Origin of the sequence: Mesorhizobium sp. CA12 (assembly GCF_020165255.1) — a bacterium.
In the GTDB taxonomy this organism is placed as follows: Bacteria; Pseudomonadota; Alphaproteobacteria; order Rhizobiales; family Rhizobiaceae; genus Mesorhizobium.
The window spans coordinates 34,613-59,515 of record NZ_JAIUHT010000022.1 but is presented as its reverse complement, the minus strand read 5'-3'; the positions used below and the strand labels follow the sequence as shown (position 1 = coordinate 59,515).

Sequence of the window (24,903 nt, the reverse complement as noted above, 5' to 3'; positions counted from 1 at the left end):
GAAAGCCGGTACGAACGGCGACGCAGCAGTTATCCCGCCCATCAGCCCATGGGGTTGACGAGTGACCATCACTTTGGGCGATGCCACAGTAACAGCACCAGTGCCAAGAGCCTGGACCTTGGCCCAGAGTGCAACATGGACACGACTATGAGTTTGGCGAAGGGAGCGAATTTCTAGGCCGCGAAATTGCTAAGTAGTTAGATTGTCGTTACTGATCGCGAAAATAGGACACCAAAAACATCCGGAGAAGCAAATTGGAACACCCGTTACACGGTATTGCGTTCTCCATTAGGAACTTTAAGAGTTTTGGCCGGGACGCGTTCGACCCGATAAGCTTTCGCCCGATCAACGTAATCATCGGTAGAAACAACAGCGGAAAGTCCTCTCTTGTCGACGCCATGAACCTGTGTATTTCCCGGGGTGAAAAGTACGTTGGCGCTGACCACGATGTGTCCGGAAAACCCTTCTCCATCCTTATTGAGCGGGAAGTTACAGAGTTGGCGCTTAGGCAAGTTTTTCATGAATCCACAAGTGGAGGTAGCTTACCGGGGAACCATTGGCATTACGGAAAGCGGCTCCTGTCGAAACGGGGAGTGATTTGGTATGGGCCCGACTGGAAAGCAGATTTTGCAGAGATACCGCGTACCGATCAAGAATTGACAGCGATCCCGAGGCCCTTTCGGCAAAATCTAGCACAGGCGTTGGGATTTCCGTTCGAAAATCTTCGATTGGTGCAGGTCGCTGCGGAGCGTGACGTTAGGCCTGAGCCGAGGGGAAGCGAAAGGACGATATCTCCGAATGGTGGGGGCGTTACTAATCTCGTCAGAGCGTTCATAAATAGCGACGATCTCCCTCGGAATGAGGTTGAGATCGAACTCCTTCGTGAGCTGAACGAGATATACCTCGGAGATTGCTCCTTTACCGCGATCACGTGCCGTGAAAACAAAGAAGGGGTGTGGGAGATCTTTCTGCGGGAAGACTCAAAGGGCGATATCAGGTTGTCTCAATCGGGAAGTAGTCTTAAGTCGATCTTTATTATCCTAGCCACTCTGCGCTTGGTTCCGAAGATAAATAACATCGATTGGACAAAAGTAGTTCTCTCACTAGAGGAGCCAGAAAATAACCTGCATCCAGCCTTGCTTCGGAGGCTTCTAAATTTTCTCGCAAGGCGAAGGGAGGAGAAGAAGTTCTCATTGATCGTTTCCACTCATTCACCAATAGGAATTGATTGGTCTACGAAGCGTAGTGATACGCAAATAGTTCATATAAAGCACGACGGAGTTGCTGCTTCCGCAAAAGTAGCAATTGGCTACGGGCGCGGGCGAGAAATATTGGATGACTTAGATATTCGTGCTTCTGACATATTGCAGGCTAATGGCGTGATATGGGTTGAGGGCCCATCCGATCGAATTTACATGAACAACTGGATTACTCTAAACGCAAGCGGCCAACTTAAAGAGGGTGTTCATTACTCGATAATGTTTTATGGAGGCAAGCTCCTCTCCCATTTGCACGGCCTGGCCCCGGGTGAGGGTGATAAACTGATTTCGCTTCTCGCGTTGAATCGAAATGCAGCGTTGTTGATCGATAGTGATCGCCATCGGGGAAAGCCAGCTTCCGAAGGCAAGAAGGCCCGAAAGCCTCGAATGCACCTGAACGACACGAAGCTTCGCCTAAAGCAGGAGTTTGAGACTTTGGGGGGATACGTTTGGATCACTGAAGGGCGAGAGGTTGAAAACTATATTCCTCCAAGAGTTTTGGACAAATTGGCCGGTGGGACGCTGAAGGCCGATTGTTACGACGATATCGTGGCGCTGCCGGCGCTTAAAACCTTTGGCGGCGACAAGATCGCCATTGCTCACAGCGCCGTTGAAGCACTCGAGGTCGGCGACATCGTCGGGCACTTGGACCTAAAGTCACGATTGGACCAGCTTTGTGAAGTGATAGCCCAATGGAACAGCAAGTAGCCCGTGCAGGCAGCACCTGGTGCGCTACTCTTCCATGTAACGGCGAGGTTTCCCAGGATCTCCCGACGGAGCTACGCTCCTGCTTCAGAGGCTACGGCTAATCGCGGATGTCGTATCTAGAAAGCGATATCCCCGTTGGCAGTCGGGATGAGATGGTGCCCAGAAGAGGACTCGAACCTCCACTCCTTGCGGAACACGGACCTGAACCGTGCGCGTCTACCAATTCCGCCATCTGGGCTGGTGGGCGCTCTAGTAAGCGGGCAAACGGTATGTGTCAACGCGGTTTTTTCGTCGGCGTTGGCCCTCTTTCTTCCCAGCGTAGGCGCTGCCCCTCATTGCCCTGCCGGGCATTTCTCCCCGTATAGTGACGGGGAGAAAGGGCTGGCGTCGGCGCCAGCGCCCTTCTTGCAACGCCTCACCCCTCCAGCACGTCCTTCTTCGCCACGGTGGAATCGGCGTTGAGCTTGTAGATCACCGGCACACCGGTGCCGAGCTCGAGCTTGACGATCTCCTCGCCCGACTTGCCGTCCAGCGCCATGATCAGCGCGCGCAGCGAATTGCCGTGCGCGGCGACCAGCACGGTCTCGCCGCGCAGCACATGCGGCTGCACCTCGTGCAGGTAATAGGGCCATACGCGCGCGCCGGTATCCTTCAGGCTTTCGCCGCCGGGCGGCGCGATGTCGTAGGAGCGGCGCCAGATATGCACCTGCTCCTCGCCCCATTTCTTGCGCGCGTCGTCCTTGTTGAGGCCGGAGAGGTCGCCATAGTCGCGCTCGTTGAGCGCCTGGTCGCGGATCGTCTTCAGCTCGCTCTGGCCGACGATGTCGAGAATGTGCTGGCAGGTCTTCTGCGCCCGCTTCAAGGCAGACGTGTAGGCGATGTCGAATTTCAGGCCGCGCACCTTGAGCTTCTCGCCGGCCGCGAGCGCTTCCGCCGTGCCCTGGTCGGTCAGATCGACGTCGCGCCAGCCGGTGAACAGGTTCTTCAGGTTCCATTCGCTCTGGCCGTGGCGCACGAGCACGAGAGTTCCCGACATGTTTGCTCCTTCGAGATTTTGCAGAAGAGAGACGCCTCAGCTCAAGCCGAGCACGTCCCGCATGGAATAAAGCCCCGGCTTCTTCGCGCGGGCCCAAAGCGCGGCTTTCACCGCGCCGCGCGCGAAGATCGCCCGGTCCTCGGCATGGTGGGAAAGCGTGATGCGCTCGCCGGTGCCGGCCAAGATCACGCTGTGGTCGCCGACGACGGAGCCGCCGCGCAGCGTTGCGAAGCCGATGGAGCCGGTCTTGCGCACGCCGGTATGGCCGTCGCGCACCCGCACGCTGTTGCCTGCAAGATCAATGCCGCGCCCTTTCGCAGCAGCCTCGCCGAGCAGCAGCGCCGTGCCGGACGGCGCGTCGACCTTGTGACGGTGATGCATCTCCAGGATCTCGATATCGAAATCGTCGGAATCGAGCGCCTTCGCAGCCTGCTCGACCAGCACCGCCAGCAGATTGACGCCGAGGCTCATATTGCCGGATTTGACGATCGTGGCATGGCGCGCGGCGGCGGCGATCTTCGCGTTGTCGTCGGCCGAGCAGCCAGTGGTGCCGATGACATGGACGATGCGCGCCTGCGCGGCATAGCCGGCGAATTCGACGCTTGCCGCGGGCGCCGTGAAATCGAGCACGCCGTCGGCCTTGGCGAAGGCCGGCAGCGGGTCGTCGACGATCGGCACGTTGATGATGCCGATGCCGGCGAGCTCGCCCGCATCCTTGCCGAGATGGGCCGAGTCCGGCCGCTCGACCGCGGCGGCGACGCGCGCGCCGGGCATGGTATGGATGGCGCGGATCAGCGTCTGGCCCATGCGGCCGGCGGCGCCCACCACCACCAGGCCCATATCGCCGGCTTCACTCATGCGCTTCTCCTGACGGTCTTCTTGGCGCGGCTGCGCGATGCGGGAGTTTGGGCCGAAGTCTGGCTTGCCTTGACGTCGTCGACAAGCCCCAGCCCCTTCTTGCCCTGTATCCGATGGAAGCGGGCATAGATGCTGTGCGGGTCGGCCATCAGCGTCGCGTGCGTGCCTTCCTCGACCAGCCGCCCCTCTTCCAGCACGATGATGCGGTCGGCATTGACCACGGTCGACAGCCGGTGAGCGATCACGATGGTGGTGCGGCCTTCCATGACATGGGTCAGCGCTTCCTGCACGCGCGCTTCCGCCTCGTTGTCGAGCGCCGAGGTCGCTTCGTCGAGCAGAAGGATGGGCGCCTGGCGCACGATGGCGCGCGCGATCGAGACGCGCTGGCGCTGGCCGCCCGACAGCGTCACGCCGTTCTCGCCGACCGGCGTGTCGTAGCCTTGCGGCTGCTGGCGGATGAAATCGTCGGCGGCCGCCTGTTTCGCCGCCTGCTCGATCTCGGCGTCGGTGGCCGACAGCCGGCCGTAGCGGATGTTGTCGCGGATCGTGCCTTCGAACAGATAAGGCGCCTGCGAGACATAGGCGATCGATTGGCGCAACGACCGCTTCGTCACCTTCGAGATGTCCTGGCCGTCGACTTCGATCGAGCCCTGGTCGACGTCGTAGAAGCGCTGCAGCAGCGCCACCAACGTCGACTTGCCGGCGCCCGAGGCGCCGACGATCGCCGTCACCTTGCCGGCGGCGGCGGTGAAGCTCAGGTTTCGCAGCACCGGCATGTCGGCGCTGTAGCCGAACGTCACATTGTTGAAGCGCACCTCGCCGGTGGTGATCTTCGCCTCAACCGCGTCGGGCGCGTCGCCCTGCTTCGGCTCGAGATCGAGCAGCTCGTAGATCATGCGCGCATTGACCAGCGCGCGTTCCATCGTGACCTGCATGCGCGCCAGGCGCCGCGCCGGATCATAGGCAAGAATCAGCGCGGTGATGAAGGAAAACACCGCGCCCGGCGGTTGGCCGAGATATAATGCCCGATAGCCGGAATAGGCGATGACGGCGGTAACGGCGAGACCGGCCAGCATGTCGGAAATCGGCGACAGCCGCTCGGAGACGCGGGCGATCTTGTTGCTGCGCTGCTCGGCCGTATCGGCCATGATGCCGATGCGGCGGGCCAGCTCGTCCTCCATGGTGAAGGCCTTGACGATGGCGATGCCTTGAACTGCCTCCTGCACCGAGCCGCTCAGCCGCGAGTTGATCAGCACGGATTCGCGGTTGATCTTGCGCACCCGGCGGGTGATGTAGACGACCGCCCAGATCAGCGGCGGTCCGATCAGCAGCGAGCTGAGCGACAGCACCGGATCCTGGTAGACCATCAGGCCGACGAGGCCGATCAGCGTCACCGCGTCGCGGGTGATGGAAATCAGCGTCAGCGACAAGAGATCGCGAATGCCGCCGACATTCTCGTCCAGCTGCGCCGCCAGGCGCCCGGAACGCGTATCGTTGAAGAAATTGACGCCGAGCTTCATCAGTTGGTCGAAACAGCGTTTCTGGTACCGGGCGACGAGATTGTTGCCGATCGTGGCTAACATCACCGCCTGGCCGTAACCGGCAAAGCCGCGCACCAGGAATGCGCCCATGAAGCCGGCGCAAATCCATAAGACGGCGTCGCTGCTCCGTTCGTAGAAGATTTGATTGACCATCGGCGCCATGACCCAGGCCGAGAAGGCGGTCGCGCCCGAAACCAGCAGCGAGCAGACGATGACGACCGCATAGGACCAGCGATGGTCATAGCCGTTTTCAGCGACGATACGGCGCAGTACCGCCGTGACCTCGGCGGGCCGGCTTTTTGCCTTGTTTGGATTTTGAAGTGTCAAATCGAAGCGCTTCGTGGGTTCTCGTAAACGTCAGGACGCCTTTTTCGCACCCTCTTAGCTCCCCGGCTACGGCTTGCCTATGGCGAAACTTCGTCGCGCCGTCCCGAGCGCCGGAGCGATCACGCCCGCCAGTGCCGCCCCGCCGTCCGCACGCCAAACAGCGAAGGCGTCCTGGCATAGGCGGCAAGCCCGAGCAGCGCCGCCAGCGGATGGGTGATGACGTAGACCGGCATTTCGCGCATCAGCGCGCGGTGCGGCGCCTTGTCCTCGAAGGCGGCGCGGAAATTGCCCGCTTTGAGCGCCGGCACGATCTTTTGCGCGATGCCGCCGGTCAGGAACACGCCGCCGCGACCCATGAACACCAGCGCCAGGTCGCCCGCGGTGCGGCCAAGACAGGTGACGAACAGCGCCAACGCCTCCTCAGCCACCGGATCGGACTTCGAAAGCGCCGCCGCGGTCACCTCGGCCGGCGTGGTCAAGGGCGTCGGCCTGCCGTCCGTGCTGGCCACGGCACGGTAGACGTTGACGAGCCCACGTCCGCACAGGATCTGTTCGCCGGATATGCGGCCCTCAAGCTTGTCGATATGCGGGAACACTTCGAAGTCGCGCGGCGTGCGCGGGCCGATATCCATATGCCCGCCCTCGCCCGGCACCGGTATCCAATGGTCGAGCGCATAGATCAGTCCGGCGACGCCGAGACCCGTTCCGGGACCGAGCACGACCCGGCTCGCATTGGGTTCCGGCGTGCCGCCGCCGATCTTTTCCATATGCTCTTCGCCGAGCGCCACCACGGCCAGCGCCTGCGCCTCGAAATCGTTGAGCACGACGACCTCGCCCAGACCCAGATTGGCAAGCATCTGCCGGGGCCTCACGACCCAGGGGCAGTTAGTGAGCGGGATCTCGTCGCCGTCAACCGGCCCGGCGACCGCCAGCACCGCCGAGTTCGGCTGGATGGACGAGCGGTCGAGCACCGCCGCCTGGATCGCCTCGTCGATGGTCTTGAAATTCGCCGTCTGGACGATCTGCGGCTCGGTCGCTTCCGAATTGGCATCGAGCACGATCGAGAAGCGCGCATTGGTGCCGCCAATATCGCCGATCAGGACCGGAAACCGCAGTCCCTTCTCGTGTTCGCCTGCCATGCTCTTGATCGTCCTCGCTGCGGCGCCGCTGCGCCGTTTCAATCGATTGACTAGCGCATGACCCCGCAAAGGGGAAGCCCGCTTGCGCCTCAGGGCAATTCCAGGAAAAGTGAGAGCGGTTGGGCTCGGCGCCCGCGCCGTAGCTTTCCGTCCGGAATTGCGTCAAAGCGAAGAGATAGGGCGTTTCGCCGCTTCGTGAAACGGTGAAACGCACTAGTTCCCGGGCCTTGGCCTTGGCAGCGGGATACCGATCTTTGGCGTCGGCGCGAAAGCGCTTGCCGCCGCCGGGATCGCGGCGTTGCCGCTGGCGATCGTTTCCGCCGGCTCGGTCGGCTGCGGTTCGGCCACGGCCACCGCGGCATCGCCGCCGCCATGATAGGTCACGGCCTCCAGCGAGGGCGCGTCCGGGGCATTGACCACGTCCTGGCATTGCTTGGGCAGGTTGGCCATCGTCATCAGGTCGCGCGCCTTGGGCGCATCCGGATTCTTGTTCGGCCGCCACGGCTCCTGGGTGAACCACCAGGCCAGCGGCTTGCCGCAGCCATCGTCGTCCGGCGTCGTCTCTTGCCCCTTGCAGAAGGGCGAGCCCGGCTGACAGCCGATGCGCATATGGAAATGATAGTCGTGGCCCCAGAACGGCCGGATCTTGCGCAGCCAGGAGCGGTCGCCGGTGACGGTGTCGCAGAGTTTCTTCTTGATGCCGGGATTGACCAGGATGCGCTCGACCTCAGGATAGCTCGCCGCGCGCTTCAAAAGCCGCGTATGCGCCGGCGTCCACAGCGCGTCCTTCACCAGATGCGTTTTTTCGTCGACCATCAGCGTCGCGCTCATGGTCTCGCGCTGCGCGACGGTCAGCGGCCGCTTCGGCATCGGCGTCAGCCAGATATCGGCGTCGAGCCCGATCTGGTGCGAGGCATGGCCGGTCATCATCGGTCCGCCGCGCGGCTGCGAGACATCGCCGACCAGAAGCCCCGGCCAGCCATCCGCCTGGGCATCGCGCGAAAGCTTCTCGATCAGCGCGATCATCGCCGGATGGCCCCAGCGCCGGTTACGCGACGGGCGCATCACTTCCCAGGTCGGGCCGTCCATCGGCAGCGCAACGCCACCGGTGAAGCAGCCTTTCGAATAGAAGCCGAAGGATTGCGCAGGCGCTACGGCCGGCAGCTTTCGGGCGCCGAACAACTCCTTGGCACGAGGTTCGGCCGAAATAGCGACAGCCGCCAGCGCGGCGAGCGCCACCAGCGCCAGGGCGGCGGTCAGGAACGGCTTGCGGTCAGGCAGCGATCGCAAATTCATCAGGCTGGGTCCCTCTCCAGTCTATCCGTTTGCCGCGCGTCAAGCGATCTGATCAGGAACGAATCATACCACGCCGCGCGTCCCACAGCGATCAAAGCAGTAGAAGATGATCGTCCTTCACCGGCATCATCCTCGCATCGGGCTGCGCGGCGCTCCGTCCCGCCAGTTGCCCTCAGCCCACATCCGCTCCAGCGCCACCCGGTAGTTGGGAAACCGGAAGCGGTAGCCGGCCGCCTTGATCGCCTGATTCTCAACGCGCTTGTTCTCGCCATAGAAAGACCGCGCCATGGGCGAAAGTTGGGCAGTCTCGAAAGGAATTTCGGGCGGCGGCTCGATCCCCATCAGCCCGGCGGCGTAAGCCACGACGTCCTGCGGCGGCGCCGGCTCGTCATCGGTGACGTTGAAGATGCCGCCGAGATTGTTTTCCGCCAGAAGCCAGAGCGCCCCGGCAATGTCGTCGCAGTGAATGCGGTTGAACACCTGTCCCGGCTTGACCAGCCGCCTTGCGGTGCCGTCCTCGAGATTGGCCAGCGCGTTGCGGCCGGGTCCATAAATCCCGGAAAGCCGCAGGATCGCCACCGGCTTGCCGATCGCCCGGCCAAGCTTCAGCCATTCCTGTTCGGCAGCCACCCGCATCACCGAACGCTTCGACACCGGCCGGCACGCGCTGGTCTCGTCCACCCAGGCGCCGCCATGATCGCCATAGACGCCGACGGTCGAGAGATAGCCGATCCACTCCAGCGCCGGCATCTTTGCCCGGATCGTCTCGCTGGCGGCGTTGAGCACCGGGTCGCCGGCCTCGTCCGGAGCGATCGAGATGATGAGATGCGTGGTCCTTGCGAGCGCCTCACCCAGTTCAGTCGATAGTGCGCCGTCGAATCGCAAGGACTCGATGCCGGCCGACCGTAGCGCCTCGAACTTCTCCGGCGTCCGAGTCGTGCCGGCGACCGGCGCGTGTTGCGCGTTGGCCCGCGCGAAAGCTTTGGCCGAATAGCCGGCGCCGAAGATGAAGAAGCGTCTTTCGCCCATCGATGAACCCCTTCAATCGGCCTTCGCCGGATATGCCGGCACCGCCAGCCATTCCTCGCGGACCGTCGCATCCGTCTCGGCTTTCGCAGCTGTGGCGGCAAGATCGCCAAATTCGCGGTCGGAGAGCAGTCGCGACAGGGCCCAGATTGCCGCACCCCGCACCAGCGGCGAAGCGTCGCCCAGCAGGCGACGCACAATGGGCGTTAGCGAAGCGTCGCCCGAATTGCCGGCGGCGATCAGCACGTTGCGGACAAAGCGGTCGCGGCCGATGCGCTTGATCGGCGAGCCAGAGAAGAAAGCGCGGAACGCCGCGTCGTCGAGCGCGAGCAGCTCCGAAAGCGGCGGCTCGCGAAGATCGGCGCGCGCGGCCAGCTTTGCCTCGGATGCCGCGCTGGCGAACTTGTTCCACGGGCAGGCGGCCAGGCAATCGTCGCAGCCATAGATGCGGTTGCCGATCTTGTCGCGGAACTCGCGCGGGATCGGCCCCTTGTTCTCGATGGTCAGGTAGGAAATGCAGCGCCGCGCATCGAGCCGGTAGGGCGCGGGGAACGCGCCGGTCGGGCAGACGTCGAGGCAGGCTCGACAGGAGCCGCAATGGTCGATTTCGGCCTGGTCCGGCTCCAGCTCGGCCGTGGTGAAGATAGTGCCGAGGAACAGCCACGAGCCATGCGCGCGGCTGACCAGGTTGGTGTGCTTGCCTTGCCAGCCGAGTCCGGCCGCTTCGGCAAGAGGCTTTTCCATCACCGGTGCCGTATCGACAAACACCTTCACGTCGCCGCCTGCCTTCGCCACGATCTTGCCGGCGATCTCCTTCAGCCGGCCCTTCATCACGTCGTGGTAGTCGCGGTTCTGCGCATAGACCGAGATCGCGCCGCGGTCGCGCTTCTCGAGGATGGCGCGCGGATCATGGTCCGGGCCGTAATTCATGGCGAGAACGATGATCGAGCGGACCTCCGGCCATAGTGTCGAAGGTTCGGCGCGGCGCTGAATCGTCTCGGCGATCCACTCCATCGAGCCGTGGAAGCCGTCGGAGACGAATTCGGCGAGCCTTGCCGGCGCCAGCGGGATCGCGTCCGGCCGGGTCATCGCGACAGCCTCGAAGCCGGCGCGGCGCGCCTCCGCCTCGATCAGCGCGCGCAAGGTTTCAGAAGTCGAGGTCCGCATAATGCGATACCGGCGAAAGGCCGCGCACCCGGTCTGAAAGCAGCGGCCGGAACGACGGCCGCGATTTCACCCGCGTGTACCATTCGCGCGCGGCGCCATGTTCGCGCCAGTCGATCTCGCCGAGATAATCGAGCACCGAAAGCGTCGCCGCCGCCGCGAGATCGGCGTAGGTTACCTTGTTGCCGGCCAGCCAATGGCGCGTGCCGGCGAGCCAATTGGTGTATTTCATGTGCTGGCGGATGTTGGCGCGCGCGGCGCGGATGGCGGCCGAGTCCGGCGAACCGCCGCCGGCGGTTTCCGGCATGACCGGCTTCAGCACGCGCTCGCGCACCAGATGCCGCGTCACTTCGCTTTCGGCCTTCGCCAGATACCAGTCGGTCAGCCGGCGGATTTCGGCGCGCTGCATCGGGTCCTCAGCGAACAGCCGCTTGTCGCGCTTGAGCACACCGCGCGTCTCGTCGAGATATTCGGCGATCACCATGGCGCCGACGATTGGCACGTCGCCTTCGGCGAGCAGGATCGGCAGCGTGCCGGCCGGGTTCAGCGCCAGGAACTCCTTGCGCCGCGTCCACGGCTTTTCCTCGATCAGCGCCAACTCCTCGCCATACTCGCCGAAAGCGAGGCGCACGAAGCGGCAGGTGGCAAACATGGGATGATGGAAAAGCGTCAGCATGGTTCCGCGATGAAAAGGCGCACTGGCGAATCGGTGTCAGCGCCGATAAGTCTTGGCCGCCCGATTCCAGGGACTGTCATGGTGTTGCGACCTATAGGGGGACTTCCGCCCCATGACAAGCAAGCCCTTCCCTTAGCCGTCATTCAAAAGCAGAGGTTGCCATGGAAAGCCAGACCATCGTCGAAGCGCTGCTGCTTGGGTTGCTGGAGGGCCTGACCGAGTTCATCCCGGTGTCCTCGACCGGCCACATCCTGCTTGCCGGGCATTTCCTCGGCTTCCACTCCACCGGCAAGGCCTTCGAGATCCTGATCCAGCTCGGCGCGATCCTGGCGATCCTCAGCGTCTATTTCGGCAAGCTGTGGCAGATGCTGATCAAGCTGCCCAGCGATCCGCAGACCCGGCATTTCGTCGTCGGCATCCTGATCGCCTTCCTGCCGGCCGCCGTCATCGGCGCGCTGGGGCATGATTTCATCAAGACCATATTGTTCGAATCGCCCCGGCTGATCTGCATCATGCTGATCATCGGCGGCGTGGTGCTGCTCATCGTCGACCGCATCAACCTCAAGCCGGTCCACCATGATGTCGAGGACTTCCCGTTGAGCGTTTATCTCAAGATCGGCCTGTTCCAGTGCCTGTCGCTGATCCCCGGCACCTCGCGCTCCGGCTCGACCATCGTCGGCGCGCTGCTGATGGGCGTCGACAAGCGCGCGGCGGCCGAATTCTCCTTCTTCCTCGCCATGCCGACCATGGTCGGCGCCTTCGCCTTCGATCTTTTCAAGAACCGCAACGTGCTGACCTCGGCCGATTTGCCGATCATCGCCGTCGGCTTCATCGCCGCCTTCGTCACCGCGCTCATCGTGGTGCGCTTCCTGCTCGATTACGTCTCGCGCAACGGTTATTCGCTGTTCGGCTGGTGGCGGCTGGTGGTTGGAGGACTCGGGTTGGCGGCGCTGATGGTCTAGGGGTGAACTGAGGTCGCTCTCTTATACTGCTTCGTCGAGTTCCTTCGCGCCCCCCCTCTGCCCTGCCGGGCATCTCCCCCACGAGGGGGAAGATTAGCAGTTCCGCCAGCGGCACCACCTCTTGCAACGTTGGCGATTGGCGAAGTGAGAGCGACATCTGATCTCCCCCCTCGTGGGGCCTCGTGGGGGGAGATGGCCGGCAGGCCAGAGGGGGGCGCTGTCCCGCCAGCCCATCGCCGTTGGGCAGACCCTCAACTCTTCCCGTAAAACGCGTTCTCGACATGCACCGGCCAGCGCCAGGGCAGCACCGCCACCATGTCGAAGCGCATCGACAGCCGGCCGTAATCCGGCTGGCGCGACAGCCACAAATCCGCGGCGCCCTCGATGCGGCGCTCCGATTCGCGGCCGATCGCTTCCATAGCCTCGATCAATGTCCGCCGCGCCTTGACCTCGACGAACAGCACGAGGTCGCCGCGCCGGGCGATGAGGTCGATCTCGCCGAGCCTGGTGCGGTGGCGGCGGGCAAGGATGCGATAGCCTTTCAGCATCAGGGCCAGCGCCGCCAGCCACTCGCCGCGATGACCGCGCCGATAGGCCTTTCGGCGATGGCCGACCGTGCGTTCAGCCATCCCCGTCCGCCTTGAGCTCGATCAGCCGGCGGTAAAGCGCCTGCTTCTGGCCGCCGGTCATTTTCGCCGCTTCCGCCGCTGCCTTGGATGCCGGCATTTCGGCGGCTAAGGACAAAAGCAGCCGGTCGATGTCTGCTGGCTGATCCTCCGCCGCTTCCGGCGGGCCGACACAGATGACGATCTCGCCTTTCGGCGTGTCTGCCGCGGTATAGTGGTCGGCCAGTTCGGCCAGCGTGCCAGTGCGCATCTCCTCGAACGTCTTGGTCAGTTCGCGGCCGATCGCGGCCTTCCGGGCGCCGCCCAGCGCCTCGACCATCGCGCCAAGCGTCTCCGCCAGACGGCGCGGCGATTCGAAGAAGATCAGTGTCGCCGGCACCGCCTTGAACGTTTCGAGCTTGGTCAGCCGCTGCCCTGTCTTCACGGGCAGGAAGCCGGCGAACAGGAAGGCATCGGACGGCAGGCCCGACGCAGTCAGCGCGGCGAGCGCGGCGGATGGCCCCGGGATCGGCACGACGCGAATGCCATGCTCCAGCGCCTCGCCGACCAGCCGGTAGCCGGGATCGGAGACCAAAGGCGTGCCGGCGTCCGAGATCAGCGCCACACTCTGCCCGGCAGCCATCGCCTCAATCAGCTTCGGCCCGGCCTCACTCGCATTGTGCTCGTGATAAGCAGTCGTGCGGCGGCGGATCCCGTAGCGTTCGAGCAGCACGCGCGAGACGCGCGTGTCCTCGCAGGCGACGATATCGGCGGCGGCAAGAGTCTCCAGCGCGCGCAGCGTGATGTCGGCCAGGTTGCCGATCGGCGTCGCCACCAGATAGAGCGCCGGCTGAAGCGGCCGCGCCGCGATCTCGCTCTGTCCGATCAGATAGCTGCGTTTGTCGCCGGTCACCGAATGCCCCTCATTCCGAGCAATTCCAGGAAAAGTGTGTCGCGGTTTTCCGTCCGGAATTGCGTAAGAACCAAGGCTGTTTCGCATGGCTGACGCCCCGTTGCAAAACGTGAGGTCAACGCAACGAAATCGCCTTGCCTTTGCCACAGTGCGGAACGAAACCCACATCGGCGAATTTAACCCCTGATTCCCCGGGAGGAGGCAGGACCGAACGATGCCCAATCGCTTCGATATTTTTATCAGCCGACTTGAAAGCAAGACCGCCCGCGAGGGCATCCCTCCACACCCCATCGCCGCCGAGTCCGGCGCGCGCCGCGACAAGGCCGACCAGAAGCCTGTCCGTCACGGCGAGGCGCATGGCGAGAAGCACCGCGGCAAGCACCGCCAGAAGCACGACGCTTAAGGCGTCGCGTCCAATCGTCATTGGCCGCGAGCGGCCCCACTTCGTCATTCCAGGGCGAAGCAAGGAGCGAAGCGACGCGCGCAGACCCTGGAGTCCAGGCCGTTACATTGAAGCGTCGCTGACGGTGCAGAATTCTGCTCCGCAGCGTCCTGCGCGTTGGTCACGGAATGGATTCTCGGGTCAAGCCCGAGAATGACGAACGCGCGGGAAACGCCACATCTCAGAGAGGGGAAACCAGCGCTACTCGTCCATAATCTCGCGTATTGATTTCGTAAGCGGTATGTACTGATCCAGAGTAAGTCCGTTCAAGTCGAATTCTATCGAATCGTCTTTTGCGATTGTCCTTAAATTTATCCCGACATAAGTCATGAAGCTGCGCACGAAGTCAAACTCGCTCAAGCCCGATGTTTTGTGTTTCTTCGATTTCCGGTTTCTGCTGAATACGGTCACTGCTTCATAGAAGTCGGGATGCGCACGGGATTTCGAAATCTCGGTCAATCCAAACTCAAAAACGTCATCCGTGTTTAAAGTTCGCAGCGTCTCATGAATCAGGAACTTCATTGCAGGTCCCATTGGATGCGTGGAAATGGCATTCGGCTAGGGCAGGCCGATATCTAACATCATCGGGCAGACTGACAAACCAGTCGGCTGCCGCGCTACCTGGCCAAATCCGCCACCACCGCATCCAGCACGATCATCCCCGCCGTCGTGGCGCGCAGGCCGGCGTTGCCGACAGGCGCCACCAGGCCTTCTTCCTGCAGCACCGAGAGCCGCGCGCTTGAAAGGCCGCGACCCGAGAGCGCCTCGTAGCGCTGCAGGTCGATGCCTTCGGCCAGCCGCAGTCCCATCAGCAGGAACTCGTCCGCCTCCTCGGAACGCGTCAGGATCTCGCCGCCGGTGACGCCGTGGCCTTTGGCCTCGACCAGATTGGCCCAGGTCTCCGGCATTCTTTCCGCGATCGTCACCGTGCGGCGGCCGTTCTCGACGAAGCGGCCATGCGCGCCGGGGCCGACGCCGACATATTCGCCATAGCGCCAATAGGTGAGGTTGTGCCGGCTCTCGGCGCCCGGCCGCGCGTGGTTGGAAATCTCATAGGCCGGCAGGCCTTGCGCCGCCGTTGCCTCCTGCGTCAGCGCGTAGAGGTCGGCGGCATGATCGTTGTCGGGCAGCGTGAATTTGCGTGCCGCGTAAAGCGCGTGGAAGGGCGTGCCCTCCTCGATGGTCAGCTGATAGAGCGACAGGTGGTCGACGGCATAGCCAATCGCCTGCTCCAGCTCCGCCCCCCACGCCTCCGGTGTCTGGCCGGGCCGTGCGTAGATCAGGTCGAAGGAGAGGCGCGGAAATATTTCGCGCGCGAGGCCAATGGCGTGCAGCGCCTCCTCGACATTATGCAGCCGGCCAAGGAAGCGCAGATCCTTGTCGTTCAGCGCCTGCACGCCGAGCGAGACGCGGTTGACGCCGGCGGCGCGATAGCCGCGGAAACGCTCGGCTTCGACCGAGGACGGGTTGGCTTCCAGCGTCACTTCGATGCCGGCCGGCACCGTCCAGTTCTTCGCCACGGCCTCCAGGACGGCGGCCACCGTTTCCGGCTTCATCAGCGACGGCGTGCCGCCGCCGAGAAAGATGCTGGTCACCTCGCGTGGCCCGGTGCGGGCCCGCATGGTCTTTAGCTCCGTCTCGAAGGCGCGGGCAAAACGCTCCTGGTCGACCGGCTGGTGGCGGACATGGCTGTTGAAGTCGCAATAAGGGCACTTGGCCGCGCAGAACGGCCAGTGGATATAGACGCCGAAGCCGGGGCTGCGGTCGAGCGGTAGGGGCACTGCGCTCATGCGGATCCTGATCGCGCCAAATCCAATCTGGCCAAATTCAATCGCACTTCGGCGAATTTCTGAAAGGCGCGGGCGCGGTGCGAAAGCGCCGTCGCCTGGCCGGGCCTCCAGCCATGCTTTTCTTGCGCGCTCATCTCGCCAAAAGTCTTGTCGAAACCGTTGGGCAGGAACACCGGATCGTAGCCGAAGCCGAGCGTGCCGCGCGGCGGCCACACCAGCCTGCCTTCGGCCTCGCCGCGATAATATTCGGCCTCGCCGTCGGGAAATGCCAGGCAGATGACGGCGACGAAGCGGCCGGTGCGCTGCGCGGGCTCCGTAGCGCCAACCTCCTGCAGCGCCACCTCGGTGCGCTGCATGGCCATGCCGAAATCCCTGCTGCCGTCCGGCGTCTCGGCCCAGTTGGCGGTGTAGACACCGGGCGCGCCGTCGAGCGCGTCGACGCAGAGCCCGGAATCGTCCGACAGCGCCGGCAGGCCGGTCGCCTTGGCGGCGGCATATGCCTTGATATAGGCGTTCTCCTCGAAGGTGGTGCCGGTCTCGTCGGGTTCGGGCAGGCCGTATTCCTTGGCCGATTTCGCCTCGAATCCGAACGGCGCCATCAGGTCGGCGAATTCGCGCAGCTTGCCTTCATTGTGGCTGGCGACGACGATCTTTTTTTCCCCAAGGGAATGAAAAGGTTGCGAGTGCATCAGAAACCCCAGATCCTTGGCTCGGCGAACTCGATCGAATTGCCCGACGGGTCGCGGATATAGATCGAGTGCCCGCCCTGCGGCCATTCAAAATCGCTTTCGATGGCGATGTTGTTGGCGGACAGATGCTTGCGCCATGCAGCGATTTCATCGGCGGTTGCCGCAAAGCAGAGGTGCCCTTCGCCGGCCGTGCCGTGCGGCGGCACCTTCAGCCGAGCGTCCGGCGCCGGCGGGATTTTCGTAGCGTCGGCATTGAAGAGAAGCAATACGCCGTCGCCGCAGCGGAAGAAGACGTGGCGCCCTTCGACCTTGCCCAAGGCTTCGAGGCCGATGATGTCGCGGTAGAAGGCTTCGGCGGCGTGTAGGTCTGTGACGTAGAGGGCGGATTCGAGAATTGCGGAGGGTATCACGAGGCCCCCCTCTCTGCCCTGCCGGCCATCTCCCCCTCAAGGGGGGAGATTAGCTGTGGCCGCGCCGGCACCTCTTCTGCAGCATTGGTGATTGGCGAAAGCCGGCGTGACATACAATCTCCCCCCTTGAGGGGGAGATGGCCGGCAGGCCAGAGAGGGGGGCCTAGGCTCGGCATTGGAAACCCTAAGCCACCGCCATCTGCTGCAGGCTCACCAGCCGCGAAATACCCTTCTTCGCCAAGCCCATCAGCGCCGCGAACTGCTCCTCGGAGAAAGGCTCGCCCTCGGCCGTGCCTTGGATCTCGACGATGCCGCCCTTGCCGGTCATGACGAAATTGGCATCGGTGCCGGCCGAGGAATCCTCGAGGTAATCGAGGTCGATGACCGGCTGACCGTCATGGATGCCGCAGGAAATTGCCGCGACATGGTCCTTCAGCACTTTGGCGACGCTCACCATCTGGCGCGCTTCCATCCAGCGCAGGCAATCGTAGAGCGCCACCCAGCCGCCGGTGATCGAGGCGGTGCGGGTGCCGCCATCGGCCTGGATCACGTCGCAGTCGACGGTGATCTGCTGCTCGCCCAGCGCCTGCAGGTCGACCACGGCGCGCAGCGAGCGGCCGATCAGCCGCTGGATCTCCAGCGTGCGGCCGCCCTGCTTGCCGGCGGAGGCTTCGCGCCGCATGCGCTCGCCGGTCGAGCGCGGCAGCATGCCGTATTCGGCCGTCACCCAGCCCTTGCCGGAATTGCGCATCCAGGCCGGCACCTTTTCCTCCAGGCTCGCCGTGCACAGGACATGCGTGTCGCCGAACTTCACCAGGCACGAGCCTTCGGCGTGCTTGGAGACGCCGCGTTCGAAGGAGATGGCGCGCATTTCGTCGGCTTGGCGTTTGGAGGGGCGCATTCGACCTTCTTTCTTGTCGTTTCCGGAATCGTGGCCGGCTTGTAGACGCATGCGGGGCAAGTCGCAAAGGAAAAGGACGCCGCGCAGGAAAACGGGCCGCGTGACCGCAAACGCGCCACCGGTGACCGCAAACGCGGCGCTAGGTGACCGCGAGCGCGGCACCGGGTTGCGCCGCCGTAGCTTAAGTCTATATCTTTCGGAAGGAGGTTTCTCGCCGGAATGAACAAACCAGTCGATCCGACGTCGCAGTCGCCGGTACTTCAGTCACTCGACATGCGCTCGCGCGATATCTTCCGGCGGATTGTCGATTCCTATCTGCGCGACGGCGAGCCGGTCGGCTCGCGCAGCCTGTCGCGCATCCTGCCCTCTTCGCTGTCGCCCGCCACCATCCGCAACGTGATGAGCGACCTCGAGCATCTGGGGCTGATCTACGCGCCGCATGTTTCCGCCGGGCGGCTGCCGACCCAGACCGGCCTGCGCTTTTTCGTCGACGCCTTCATGGAGCTGGGCGACCTTTCCGACGACGAGCGCCGCACCATCGAGGCGCAGGTGCGCGCCTCCGGCTCGGGCGCGACGCTGGAGCATATGCTGACCGAGGCCAGCCAGATGCTGTCGGGCATGTCGCGCGGCGCCGGCCTCGTGCTCGCCTCCAAGCACGAGGTGGCGCTGAAGCACATCGAATTCATCCAGCTCGAGCCCGCAAAGGCACTCGCCGTGCTGGTGTCGCAGAACGGCGATGTCGAGAACCGCGTCGTCGACCTGCCGGCCGGCACCACCGTGTCCCAGCTGCACGAAGCGTCCAATTTCCTCAATGCGCATATCCGTGGCCGGACGCTGGCCGAGGCGCGGGCGGAAATCGCCCGCATCAAGGACGAGACAAGGGCGGCCCTCGACACGCTGTCGCAGGATCTGGTCGAGAAAGGCCTCGCGGTCTGGGCCGGCGCCGAAAGCGGCCTGCCGGCGCGCCTTATCGTGCGCGGCCGCGCCAATCTCCTGGAAAACGTCACCGCCCAAGCGGACATCGAATTGCTTCGCCATCTGTTCGAGGATTTGGAAACCCAGGACGGACTGCTGCAGCTGCTCGATCTCGCCGAAGAGGGGCCGGGCGTGCGCATCTTCATCGGCTCGGAGAACAAGCTGTTTTCGCTGTCCGGCTCCTCGCTGGTCGTCGCCCCCTATCGCGACAAGGACGCCCGCGTCGTCGGCGCGCTTGGCGTCATCGGGCCGACCCGCCTGAACTACGCCCGCATCGTGCCGATGGTCGATTACACTGCACAACTGATTTCCCGCATGCTTCGTTAGGTGTATCGATATTCAGGTGAGGCCGGCCTGACCTGAACCTCGACACAGCTGAGGGAGCAAAGGAGAAGAACATGGCGCTGGAATCGCTCAAGGCCCAGATCAGCCTGCTGCTCGAGGAAATGGTGAACCAGCCCGAGGACGAGCACGAGATCCAGGAGCAGCTGCGCGAGAAATTGAGGGAGATGCGCGCCATGGGCCTGCCCCTGCCGGCTGATCTCGTCGAGTTGGAAAAGCGCCTCGACGACGATCTGGATGCCGAAGAGGCCTGAGGCCGGCAAGTCACGTGCGCGAGCTTCTCTTTTCGATCGTTAGCCCAATATGTTCTATCTCCGGGGCCTTATCGACTGAGGCACCCGAAGGCGGGACATAGTGGCAGAGACGGAGGACAGCATGATGCGGATCGCCGGCCTTGCGGGCCTCGCACTGGTTTTTGCCACGGCTGCCTTTGCGCAGCAGACCGATCAGCCCTTGCTCAGCGGCGAAAAAGCTTTCGGCGACTGGAAAGCCGACCGTCCGGGCGTGCGCCGGCTGCTGAAACCTGAGGATTTGCCGAAACCCGATATGACGGAATCCGCCTCCAACGGCGGCGGCGTCACCGATCGTCCCGAGGATGCCAAGCCAAAGCTTCCGCCCGGCTTTTCCGCCGAGCTGATCGCGTCGGGCGTCGACAGTCCGCGCGTCGTGCGGGTGGCGCCGAACGGCGACCTCTTCGTTGCCGACAGCCGGGCGAGCCAGGTGCGCGTCTATCGCCTCGCAGAAGGCAGCGCCAAGCCTGCACAGGAGTCGATCTTCGCCAAGGGCCTGACCCGGCCCTACGGCATCGCCTTTTATCCGCCGGGCGACAAGCCGCAATGGGTCTATGTCGCCAACAGCAACAGCGTCGTCCGCTTCCCCTATCGCGAGGGTGACCTGGAAGCGTCTGGCAAGCCGGAAACCATCGTCGCCAAAGTCCCCGCCAGCCACCACTGGACGCGCGACATCGCCTTCTCGCCCGACGGCAAGACGCTCTATCTGTCGGTCGGCTCCGGCTCCAATATCGCCGAGGACATGGGCGCGAAGCCGAAGGGCGGTGTCGAGGCGTGGACGAAATCGCAGCCGCTGGGCGAGGCCTGGGGTCCGGAACAGGGCCGCGCCGACGTGCTGGCCTTCGACCCCGACGGCAACAACCGCAGGACGGTCGCCACCGGCCTGCGCAACTGTTCCGGCATGACCATGCAGCCCGAGACAGGCGCGCTCTGGTGCGTCGTCAACGAGCGCGACGAGCTTGGCGACAACACCCCCTTCGAATATGCCACCGCCGTGAAGGAAGGCGCCTTCTATGGCTGGCCCTGGTATTATATCGGCGACAATGAGGACCCGCGCCACGAGGGCGCCCGCCCCGATCTCGCCGGCAAGGTCACGGTTCCGGACGTGCTGATGCAGGCGCATTCGGCGCCGCTCAACATCGCCTTCTATGATGGCGCCAACTTCCCGGCCGATTTTAAGGGCGACGCCTTCCTCACGCTGCACGGCTCGTGGAACCGCAATGTCCGCACCGGCTACAAGGTGGTGCGGCTGAGGTTCAAGGACGGCAAGCCGACCGGCGAATACGAGGACTTCGCCACCGGCTTCGTCATATCCGACGACGCGGTCTGGGGCCGGCCGGTCGGCGTCGCCGTGGCCAGCGACGGCGCGCTGATCCTGACCGAGGACGGCAACGGGACGATCTGGCGTATTACATATGGTGGGTAGCTCCCCCAACCTCGTCATTCCAGGGCGGAGCAGCCGCGAAGCGGCGTCGCGGAGACCCTGGAATCCATTCCGTGACCCTGATCAAAGAGTGCAGCGGCGCAGAATTCTGCACCGTTGTGGCGCTCGGAGGTCACGGAATGGATCCTCGGGTCTGCGCGCGTCGCTTCGCTCCTTGCTCCGCCCGTGGATGACGAGGTTGGGACGCTCCAGCCAATCTCCAAGGCGCCCGCCGGGCGACCGGCCAAATGCCCGTGCCAGTCGCGCTGGCGTAACGAATTCCAGTGCGAGGGAATTACCGTCGATCCGGCATCGTGATAAAAACCCAGCCCCACATACGCCAGGCCAGAACCAATGACACTCACCGGATTCCTTGCCTACAGCGCCGCGCTCGGCGTCGCCGCCGCCATTCCGGGCCCCGGCGTCACGGCGCTTGTCGCCCGCGCGCTCGGCTCCGGCTTCCGGTCCTCGCTCGCCATGTCGTTCGGCCTGATGCTCGGCGACCTCACCTATCTCACCGCCGTCGTGCTCGGGCTCGCCTTCGTCGCGCAGACCTTCGGCATGGTCTTCCTCGCCATCAAATGGGCCGGCGTCGCCTATCTCGCCTTCCTCGCCTGGCGCTTCTGGACCAGCGGCATCACGCCCGAGACCGTCGAGGCGCGGAAGGCCAAAGGCGGGCTGGTGTCGAGCTTCATCGCCGGGCTGACGGTGACGCTCGGCAATCCCAAGACGATGATCTTCTATCTCGCCATCACGCCGACCATCGTCGACCTGAAGACGATCACGCTCGCCGACTACGCGATTCTTGCGATGCTCACCGTGGCGGTTCTGTTCGTGGTGCTGGTGCCTTATCTGGCGCTCGCGGCCAAGGCGCGCTGGTTCCTGAAATCGCCGCGCGCGCTGAAGGTGCTGAACCGCACCGCCGCCGGCTTCATGATGGGCGCGGCTGCCGCCATAGCGGCGCGTCAATAGGTTCCAATCTCAACCGATCCCGGATTCGGCCAAACTATTCCTGAAACCCGGCTTGGCGGAAAATGCATTTCCGGCCGCGGGCGCTTTTGAGCAACCGCCCCACTCGGATATTTTCCAGCCTCAGCCTATCTTGCGCGGCTGAAAGCCTTATTCTGTCTGCCTGTGCCATTGCCTTGGGAGCGAAACCAATGAACAAGCCCGTCACCTCCGCGCGCGTGCCCGGCCGCGGCCGCGTCTTCAACTCGATCACGGAGACGATTGGCGACACGCCGCTGGTCAGGCTGGGCAAGTTCGCGAAGGAAAAGGGCATCGTCGCCAACCTTCTGGCCAAGCTCGAATTCTTCAACCCGATCGCCTCCGTCAAGGACCGCATCGGCGTCGCCATGATCGAGGCGCTGGAGGAGGCCGGCAAAATTTCGCCCGGCAAGACCACGCTGATCGAGCCGACTTCCGGCAACACCGGCATCGCGCTCGCCTTCGCCGCCGCCGCCAAGGGCTACAAGCTGATCCTCACCATGCCGGAGACGATGTCGGTCGAGCGCCGCAAGATGCTGGCGCTGCTCGGAGCCGAGCTGGTGCTGACCGAGGGCCCGAAAGGCATGAAGGGCGCCATCGCCAAGGCCGACGAGCTCGCAGCCACGCTACCCAACGCCATCATCCCGCAGCAGTTCGAGAACCCGGCCAATCCCGAAATCCACCGCCGCACCACGGCCGAGGAAATCTGGAACGACACCAATGGCGAAGTCGACATCTTCGTCGCCGGCATCGGCACAGGCGGCACTATCACCGGCGTCGGCCAGGTGCTGAAGAAGCGCAAGCCTTCGCTGCACGTCGTGGCGGTCGAGCCGGAAGCCTCGCCGGTTCTGTCGGGAGGCCAGCCCGGCCCACACAAGATCCAGGGCATCGGCGCAGGCTTTGCGCCCAAAATCCTCGACACCTCGATCTATGACGAGGTCGTCAGGGTCTCGAACGAGGATTCGGTCGCCAATGCGCGTCTCGTCGCCCGGCTCGAAGGCGTTCCGGTCGGCATCTCGTCGGGCGCGGCACTCCAGGCGGCAATCGTCGTCGGCTCGCGGCCGGAGAACAAGGGCAAGACCCTCGTCGTCGTCATCCCCTCCTTCGCCGAGCGCTATCTCTCGACCATCCTGTTCGACGGGCTGGGGGCCTGAACGGACTGGACCGCTGAAAAGGCGCCGGTGGCATTCGTCGGCGGCTTGAGGCAGGCGCCGCTTCCGGCTCATATCGCCGCCGGCCCAATCGGCCGGTGGGAGGATTTTCATGTACAAGCTCTATACGCGCCCAAACAGCGGCGGCTTCGTCGCCGAGGCCGCGCTTGCCATGGCCGGCGTGCCCTTCGAGCAGATCGACGTGCCCAAGAAGGATCCGCCGGATCCGGCCTTCCTCGCCATCAGCCCTTTGAACCAGGTGCCCGTGCTGACACTGCCGGACGGTCATTCGCTGACCGAATCTGCGGCGATCTGCATCCTGCTTGCCGAGCGCCACCCTGAAGCTCGTCTCGCGCCGCAAGCGGGCTCGCCCGCCCGCGCCGATTTCCTGCGCTGGCTGGCTTTCATGTCGTCGGTGCTCTACCCGGCGGTGCTGCGGCTCTATTATGCCCATCGCTACACCGCCGATGGCGACGGCCTGCAGCCGGTTAAGCAGGCGGCGGTCGCCGAGATGGATCGCGGCTTTGCCATTCTCGATCAGGCTTTGGCCGGCCGCGACTGGCTGGCCGGCAAGACGCTGTCGCTGGCGGACATCTACCTCGTCATGCTGGTGGCCTGGCATCCCGAGGTCCAGAAGGCGCGCGGCGCCTGGCCGAACATCGAACGCCTGTGGGCGAGGCTGCGCGAGAATGAGCTGATGCGCAAGCTGAACGCATCGCACGAGATGTGGCCCGAAAGCTAGTTCCTGACGAGCTTCGCCTTCTCGCCCTGCAGGAAACGCCGCAGCGCGGCGTCGCGCTCGAGGCCGATCGCCCGGTCGTAGGATTCTGCCGCCTGCTTGGTGTTGCCGAGCCTGGCCAACAGCCCGGCGCGGGCCGCCCAATAGGGCTGGTAGTCCTGCAGCCGCTTGTCGTCGCCCAGCACGTAAAGCGCCGCTAGGCCGGCCGTAGCGCCCTCGGTTTCGGCGATCGCCACCGCGCGGTTGATCGCCACCACGGGCGAGCCGGCCACGGCCTGCAGCGCGTCATACAGCTGGCGGATCGCCGCCCAGTCGGTGCCGCTGCCGCGCCGGCGCGCCGTATGGGCGGACTGCACAGCGGCCTCCAGCTGGTAGCGGCCGATGATGCCCCTTTGCGCGGCGCGCACCAGCAAGACCTCCGCCTCGTCGATCAGGCGGTCGTCCCAGAGCGCGATGTCCTGCTCGGCTAAAGGCACGAAATCCCCCTCCGGGCCGCGTCTCGCCGAGCGGCGCGCCTCGGCGAACAGCATCAGCGCCAGCAGCCCGAGCGCCTCCGGCTCGTCGGGCATCAACGAGGCGACCAGCCGTCCAAGCCAGATGCCTTCGGCGGCGAGATTGCGCCGGCGGCTGTCCGTGCCGGTCGGATCCGACCAGCCCTCGGCGAAGGTGGCGTAGATCGCTTCGAGCACCGCGCCCAGCCGCTCGCCCAGTTCCGCCTGCTCCGGCACGCGAAACGGAATTCCTGTCTCGCGGATGCGGGCTTTGGCCCGCACCAGCCGCTGGCCCATAGTCGCCGGCGAAACCAGGAAGGCCGAGGCGATCGTCGCGGCGTCGAAACCGAGGATCGTCTGCAGGATCAGCGGCGCGCGCACGCTGGCCTCGATCGCCGGATGGGCGCAGGCGAACATCAGCCGCAATCGATCGTCGGGCAGGTCTTCGCCGCGCACGCGCTCCTCCATCTCCTCGGCGATCAGCTGCAGATGATCGCGCGCCGCCTCGCCGGTCAGGCGACGCCGCACGGCGTCCACGTCGCGCCGCCGCGCCACGGCGAGCAGCCAGGCTTCGGGCTGCGCCGGCACGCCGGTTCGCGGCCAGCGTTCGAGCGCGGCGGCGAAGGCATCGGCCAGCGCGTCCTCGGCGCCGGCGACATCGCGCGTGCGCGCCGCCAGCCAGGCGACCAGCTTGCCGTAGCTGCGCCGGGCGGCCGCTTCGGCGGCCGCCCGCGCGATCTGCGAGCGATCATGCATCGTAGGA

Annotated in this window: 24 protein-coding genes and 1 tRNA gene; 8 read left to right on the top strand and 17 right to left on the bottom strand. The window is 64.3% G+C overall.

Annotation, left to right across the window (positions count from 1 at the left end):
- Positions 1 to 254 precede the first annotated feature (254 nt).
- The gene (locus tag LB520_RS26595) at positions 255 to 1,967 is read left to right on the top strand and encodes an ATP-dependent nuclease (RefSeq protein WP_224639918.1); all 1,713 of its coding nucleotides are present in this window, start codon (positions 255 to 257) and stop codon (positions 1,965 to 1,967) included.
- Positions 1,968 to 2,120: 153 nt separating this feature from the next.
- Here LB520_RS26595 and LB520_RS26590 read toward each other — a convergent pair.
- The 9 genes from LB520_RS26590 to LB520_RS26550 form a co-directional block, all read right to left on the bottom strand.
- Positions 2,121 to 2,205, bottom strand: a tRNA-Leu gene (locus LB520_RS26590).
- Between the two features lie 177 nt (positions 2,206 to 2,382).
- Complete coding sequence (locus LB520_RS26585) at positions 2,383 to 3,003, bottom strand: 2,3-bisphosphoglycerate-dependent phosphoglycerate mutase (protein ID WP_224639917.1); 621 nt, start codon at positions 3,001 to 3,003, stop codon at positions 2,383 to 2,385.
- A gap of 36 nt (positions 3,004 to 3,039) precedes the next feature.
- Positions 3,040 to 3,861: a 4-hydroxy-tetrahydrodipicolinate reductase gene (gene dapB / locus LB520_RS26580; RefSeq protein WP_224639916.1), complete on the bottom strand. Its 822-nt coding sequence runs from the start codon at positions 3,859 to 3,861 to the stop codon at positions 3,040 to 3,042.
- Complete coding sequence (locus LB520_RS26575; protein ID WP_224639915.1) at positions 3,858 to 5,729, bottom strand: ABC transporter ATP-binding protein; 1,872 nt, start codon at positions 5,727 to 5,729, stop codon at positions 3,858 to 3,860. Before LB520_RS26575 ends, dapB begins: the two co-directional genes overlap by 4 nt.
- 119 nt (positions 5,730 to 5,848) lie before the next feature.
- Positions 5,849 to 6,868, bottom strand: coding sequence for a glucokinase (locus tag LB520_RS26570; protein WP_224639914.1), 1,020 nt, complete (start codon positions 6,866 to 6,868; stop codon positions 5,849 to 5,851).
- Positions 6,869 to 7,081: 213 nt separating this feature from the next.
- Positions 7,082 to 8,164 (bottom strand): penicillin-insensitive murein endopeptidase, encoded by a 1,083-nt coding sequence (gene mepA / locus LB520_RS26565; RefSeq protein WP_224639913.1) that lies wholly within the window; start codon positions 8,162 to 8,164, stop codon positions 7,082 to 7,084.
- 126 nt (positions 8,165 to 8,290) lie between these two features.
- Entirely contained in the window at positions 8,291 to 9,193 is a 903-nt protein-coding gene (locus tag LB520_RS26560; RefSeq protein WP_224639912.1) for an SDR family oxidoreductase, read from the bottom strand.
- Between the two features lie 12 nt (positions 9,194 to 9,205).
- The gene (gene queG / locus LB520_RS26555) at positions 9,206 to 10,357 is read right to left on the bottom strand and encodes a tRNA epoxyqueuosine(34) reductase QueG (protein ID WP_224639911.1); all 1,152 of its coding nucleotides are present in this window, start codon (positions 10,355 to 10,357) and stop codon (positions 9,206 to 9,208) included.
- A complete protein-coding gene (locus LB520_RS26550) occupies positions 10,338 to 11,030 on the bottom strand; it encodes a glutathione S-transferase family protein (protein WP_040986376.1) in 693 nt (230 codons plus the stop codon). Before LB520_RS26550 ends, queG begins: the two co-directional genes overlap by 20 nt.
- Positions 11,031 to 11,191: 161 nt before the next feature.
- Here LB520_RS26550 and LB520_RS26545 point away from each other — a divergent pair, with 161 nt between their 5' ends.
- On the top strand, positions 11,192 to 11,992 hold the full coding sequence (locus LB520_RS26545) for an undecaprenyl-diphosphate phosphatase (protein WP_224639910.1): 801 nt from the start codon (positions 11,192 to 11,194) through the stop codon (positions 11,990 to 11,992).
- A gap of 251 nt (positions 11,993 to 12,243) precedes the next feature.
- Here the strand turns inward: LB520_RS26545 and LB520_RS26540 are convergent, their stop codons facing one another.
- The 7 genes from LB520_RS26540 to rph all read right to left on the bottom strand — a co-directional run bounded on the left by LB520_RS26540 (position 12,244) and on the right by rph (position 17,742).
- Positions 12,244 to 12,621: a YraN family protein gene (locus LB520_RS26540; RefSeq protein WP_095767933.1), complete on the bottom strand. Its 378-nt coding sequence runs from the start codon at positions 12,619 to 12,621 to the stop codon at positions 12,244 to 12,246.
- Complete coding sequence (gene rsmI / locus LB520_RS26535) at positions 12,614 to 13,510, bottom strand: 16S rRNA (cytidine(1402)-2'-O)-methyltransferase (RefSeq protein ID WP_224639909.1); 897 nt, start codon at positions 13,508 to 13,510, stop codon at positions 12,614 to 12,616. The genes LB520_RS26540 and rsmI overlap by 8 nt, the downstream gene beginning before the upstream one ends.
- 115 nt (positions 13,511 to 13,625) lie before the next feature.
- Complete coding sequence (locus tag LB520_RS26530; RefSeq protein ID WP_224639908.1) at positions 13,626 to 13,934, bottom strand: hypothetical protein; 309 nt, start codon at positions 13,932 to 13,934, stop codon at positions 13,626 to 13,628.
- A gap of 635 nt (positions 13,935 to 14,569) precedes the next feature.
- On the bottom strand, positions 14,570 to 15,742 hold the full coding sequence (gene hemW, locus LB520_RS26525; protein ID WP_224639907.1) for a radical SAM family heme chaperone HemW: 1,173 nt from the start codon (positions 15,740 to 15,742) through the stop codon (positions 14,570 to 14,572).
- A complete protein-coding gene (gene rdgB, locus LB520_RS26520) occupies positions 15,739 to 16,431 on the bottom strand; it encodes an RdgB/HAM1 family non-canonical purine NTP pyrophosphatase (protein WP_224607249.1) in 693 nt (230 codons plus the stop codon). The genes hemW and rdgB overlap by 4 nt, the downstream gene beginning before the upstream one ends.
- Positions 16,431 to 16,841, bottom strand: a complete 411-nt coding sequence (locus LB520_RS26515) for a VOC family protein (RefSeq protein ID WP_095767929.1) — start codon at positions 16,839 to 16,841, stop codon at positions 16,431 to 16,433. The genes rdgB and LB520_RS26515 overlap by 1 nt, the downstream gene beginning before the upstream one ends.
- A gap of 184 nt (positions 16,842 to 17,025) precedes the next feature.
- On the bottom strand, positions 17,026 to 17,742 hold the full coding sequence (rph, locus tag LB520_RS26510; RefSeq protein ID WP_027169620.1) for a ribonuclease PH: 717 nt from the start codon (positions 17,740 to 17,742) through the stop codon (positions 17,026 to 17,028).
- Positions 17,743 to 17,961: 219 nt separating this feature from the next.
- On the opposite strand from rph, the gene hrcA reads away from it, so the two are divergent.
- The 6 genes from hrcA (at position 17,962) to LB520_RS26480 (ending at position 23,652) form a co-directional block, all read left to right on the top strand.
- Entirely contained in the window at positions 17,962 to 19,044 is a 1,083-nt protein-coding gene (hrcA, locus tag LB520_RS26505) for a heat-inducible transcriptional repressor HrcA (protein ID WP_095767927.1), read from the top strand.
- A gap of 71 nt (positions 19,045 to 19,115) precedes the next feature.
- Complete coding sequence (locus tag LB520_RS26500) at positions 19,116 to 19,313, top strand: hypothetical protein (RefSeq protein WP_095767926.1); 198 nt, start codon at positions 19,116 to 19,118, stop codon at positions 19,311 to 19,313.
- A 121-nt stretch (positions 19,314 to 19,434) separates the two neighbouring features.
- The gene (locus LB520_RS26495) at positions 19,435 to 20,775 is read left to right on the top strand and encodes a PQQ-dependent sugar dehydrogenase (RefSeq protein ID WP_224639906.1); all 1,341 of its coding nucleotides are present in this window, start codon (positions 19,435 to 19,437) and stop codon (positions 20,773 to 20,775) included.
- A 351-nt stretch (positions 20,776 to 21,126) separates the two neighbouring features.
- Positions 21,127 to 21,744, top strand: a complete 618-nt coding sequence (locus LB520_RS26490) for a LysE family translocator (RefSeq protein WP_140645935.1) — start codon at positions 21,127 to 21,129, stop codon at positions 21,742 to 21,744.
- A 188-nt stretch (positions 21,745 to 21,932) separates the two neighbouring features.
- Positions 21,933 to 22,913, top strand: a complete 981-nt coding sequence (gene cysK / locus LB520_RS26485) for a cysteine synthase A (protein ID WP_224639905.1) — start codon at positions 21,933 to 21,935, stop codon at positions 22,911 to 22,913.
- Positions 22,914 to 23,022: 109 nt separating this feature from the next.
- Entirely contained in the window at positions 23,023 to 23,652 is a 630-nt protein-coding gene (locus tag LB520_RS26480) for a glutathione S-transferase family protein (protein ID WP_224639904.1), read from the top strand.
- On the opposite strand, the gene LB520_RS26475 is transcribed toward LB520_RS26480, so the two are convergent.
- Entirely contained in the window at positions 23,649 to 24,896 is a 1,248-nt protein-coding gene (locus LB520_RS26475) for an RNA polymerase sigma factor (protein WP_224611242.1), read from the bottom strand. The two genes, LB520_RS26480 and LB520_RS26475, sit on opposite strands and share 4 nt — an antisense overlap.
- Positions 24,897 to 24,903 lie beyond the last annotated feature (7 nt).

Coding starts and splice junctions, on each gene's coding strand:
- LB520_RS26585 (WP_224639917.1), bottom strand. CDS start 3,003: ATGTCGGGAACTCTCGTGCTCGTGCGCCACGGCCAGAGCGAATGGAAC.
- dapB (WP_224639916.1), bottom strand. CDS start 3,861: ATGAGTGAAGCCGGCGATATGGGCCTGGTGGTGGTGGGCGCCGCCGGC.
- LB520_RS26570 (WP_224639914.1), bottom strand. CDS start 6,868: ATGGCAGGCGAACACGAGAAGGGACTGCGGTTTCCGGTCCTGATCGGC.
- mepA (WP_224639913.1), bottom strand. CDS start 8,164: ATGAATTTGCGATCGCTGCCTGACCGCAAGCCGTTCCTGACCGCCGCC.
- LB520_RS26560 (WP_224639912.1), bottom strand. CDS start 9,193: ATGGGCGAAAGACGCTTCTTCATCTTCGGCGCCGGCTATTCGGCCAAA.
- queG (WP_224639911.1), bottom strand. CDS start 10,357: ATGCGGACCTCGACTTCTGAAACCTTGCGCGCGCTGATCGAGGCGGAG.
- LB520_RS26550 (WP_040986376.1), bottom strand. CDS start 11,030: ATGCTGACGCTTTTCCATCATCCCATGTTTGCCACCTGCCGCTTCGTG.
- LB520_RS26545 (WP_224639910.1), top strand. CDS start 11,192: ATGGAAAGCCAGACCATCGTCGAAGCGCTGCTGCTTGGGTTGCTGGAG.
- LB520_RS26540 (WP_095767933.1), bottom strand. CDS start 12,621: ATGGCTGAACGCACGGTCGGCCATCGCCGAAAGGCCTATCGGCGCGGT.
- LB520_RS26530 (WP_224639908.1), bottom strand. CDS start 13,934: ATGACGATTGGACGCGACGCCTTAAGCGTCGTGCTTCTGGCGGTGCTT.
- hemW (WP_224639907.1), bottom strand. CDS start 15,742: ATGAGCGCAGTGCCCCTACCGCTCGACCGCAGCCCCGGCTTCGGCGTC.
- rdgB (WP_224607249.1), bottom strand. CDS start 16,431: ATGCACTCGCAACCTTTTCATTCCCTTGGGGAAAAAAAGATCGTCGTC.
- rph (WP_027169620.1), bottom strand. CDS start 17,742: ATGCGCCCCTCCAAACGCCAAGCCGACGAAATGCGCGCCATCTCCTTC.
- hrcA (WP_095767927.1), top strand. CDS start 17,962: ATGAACAAACCAGTCGATCCGACGTCGCAGTCGCCGGTACTTCAGTCA.
- LB520_RS26500 (WP_095767926.1), top strand. CDS start 19,116: ATGGCGCTGGAATCGCTCAAGGCCCAGATCAGCCTGCTGCTCGAGGAA.
- LB520_RS26495 (WP_224639906.1), top strand. CDS start 19,435: ATGATGCGGATCGCCGGCCTTGCGGGCCTCGCACTGGTTTTTGCCACG.
- LB520_RS26490 (WP_140645935.1), top strand. CDS start 21,127: ATGACACTCACCGGATTCCTTGCCTACAGCGCCGCGCTCGGCGTCGCC.
- cysK (WP_224639905.1), top strand. CDS start 21,933: ATGAACAAGCCCGTCACCTCCGCGCGCGTGCCCGGCCGCGGCCGCGTC.
- LB520_RS26480 (WP_224639904.1), top strand. CDS start 23,023: ATGTACAAGCTCTATACGCGCCCAAACAGCGGCGGCTTCGTCGCCGAG.
- LB520_RS26475 (WP_224611242.1), bottom strand. CDS start 24,896: ATGCATGATCGCTCGCAGATCGCGCGGGCGGCCGCCGAAGCGGCCGCC.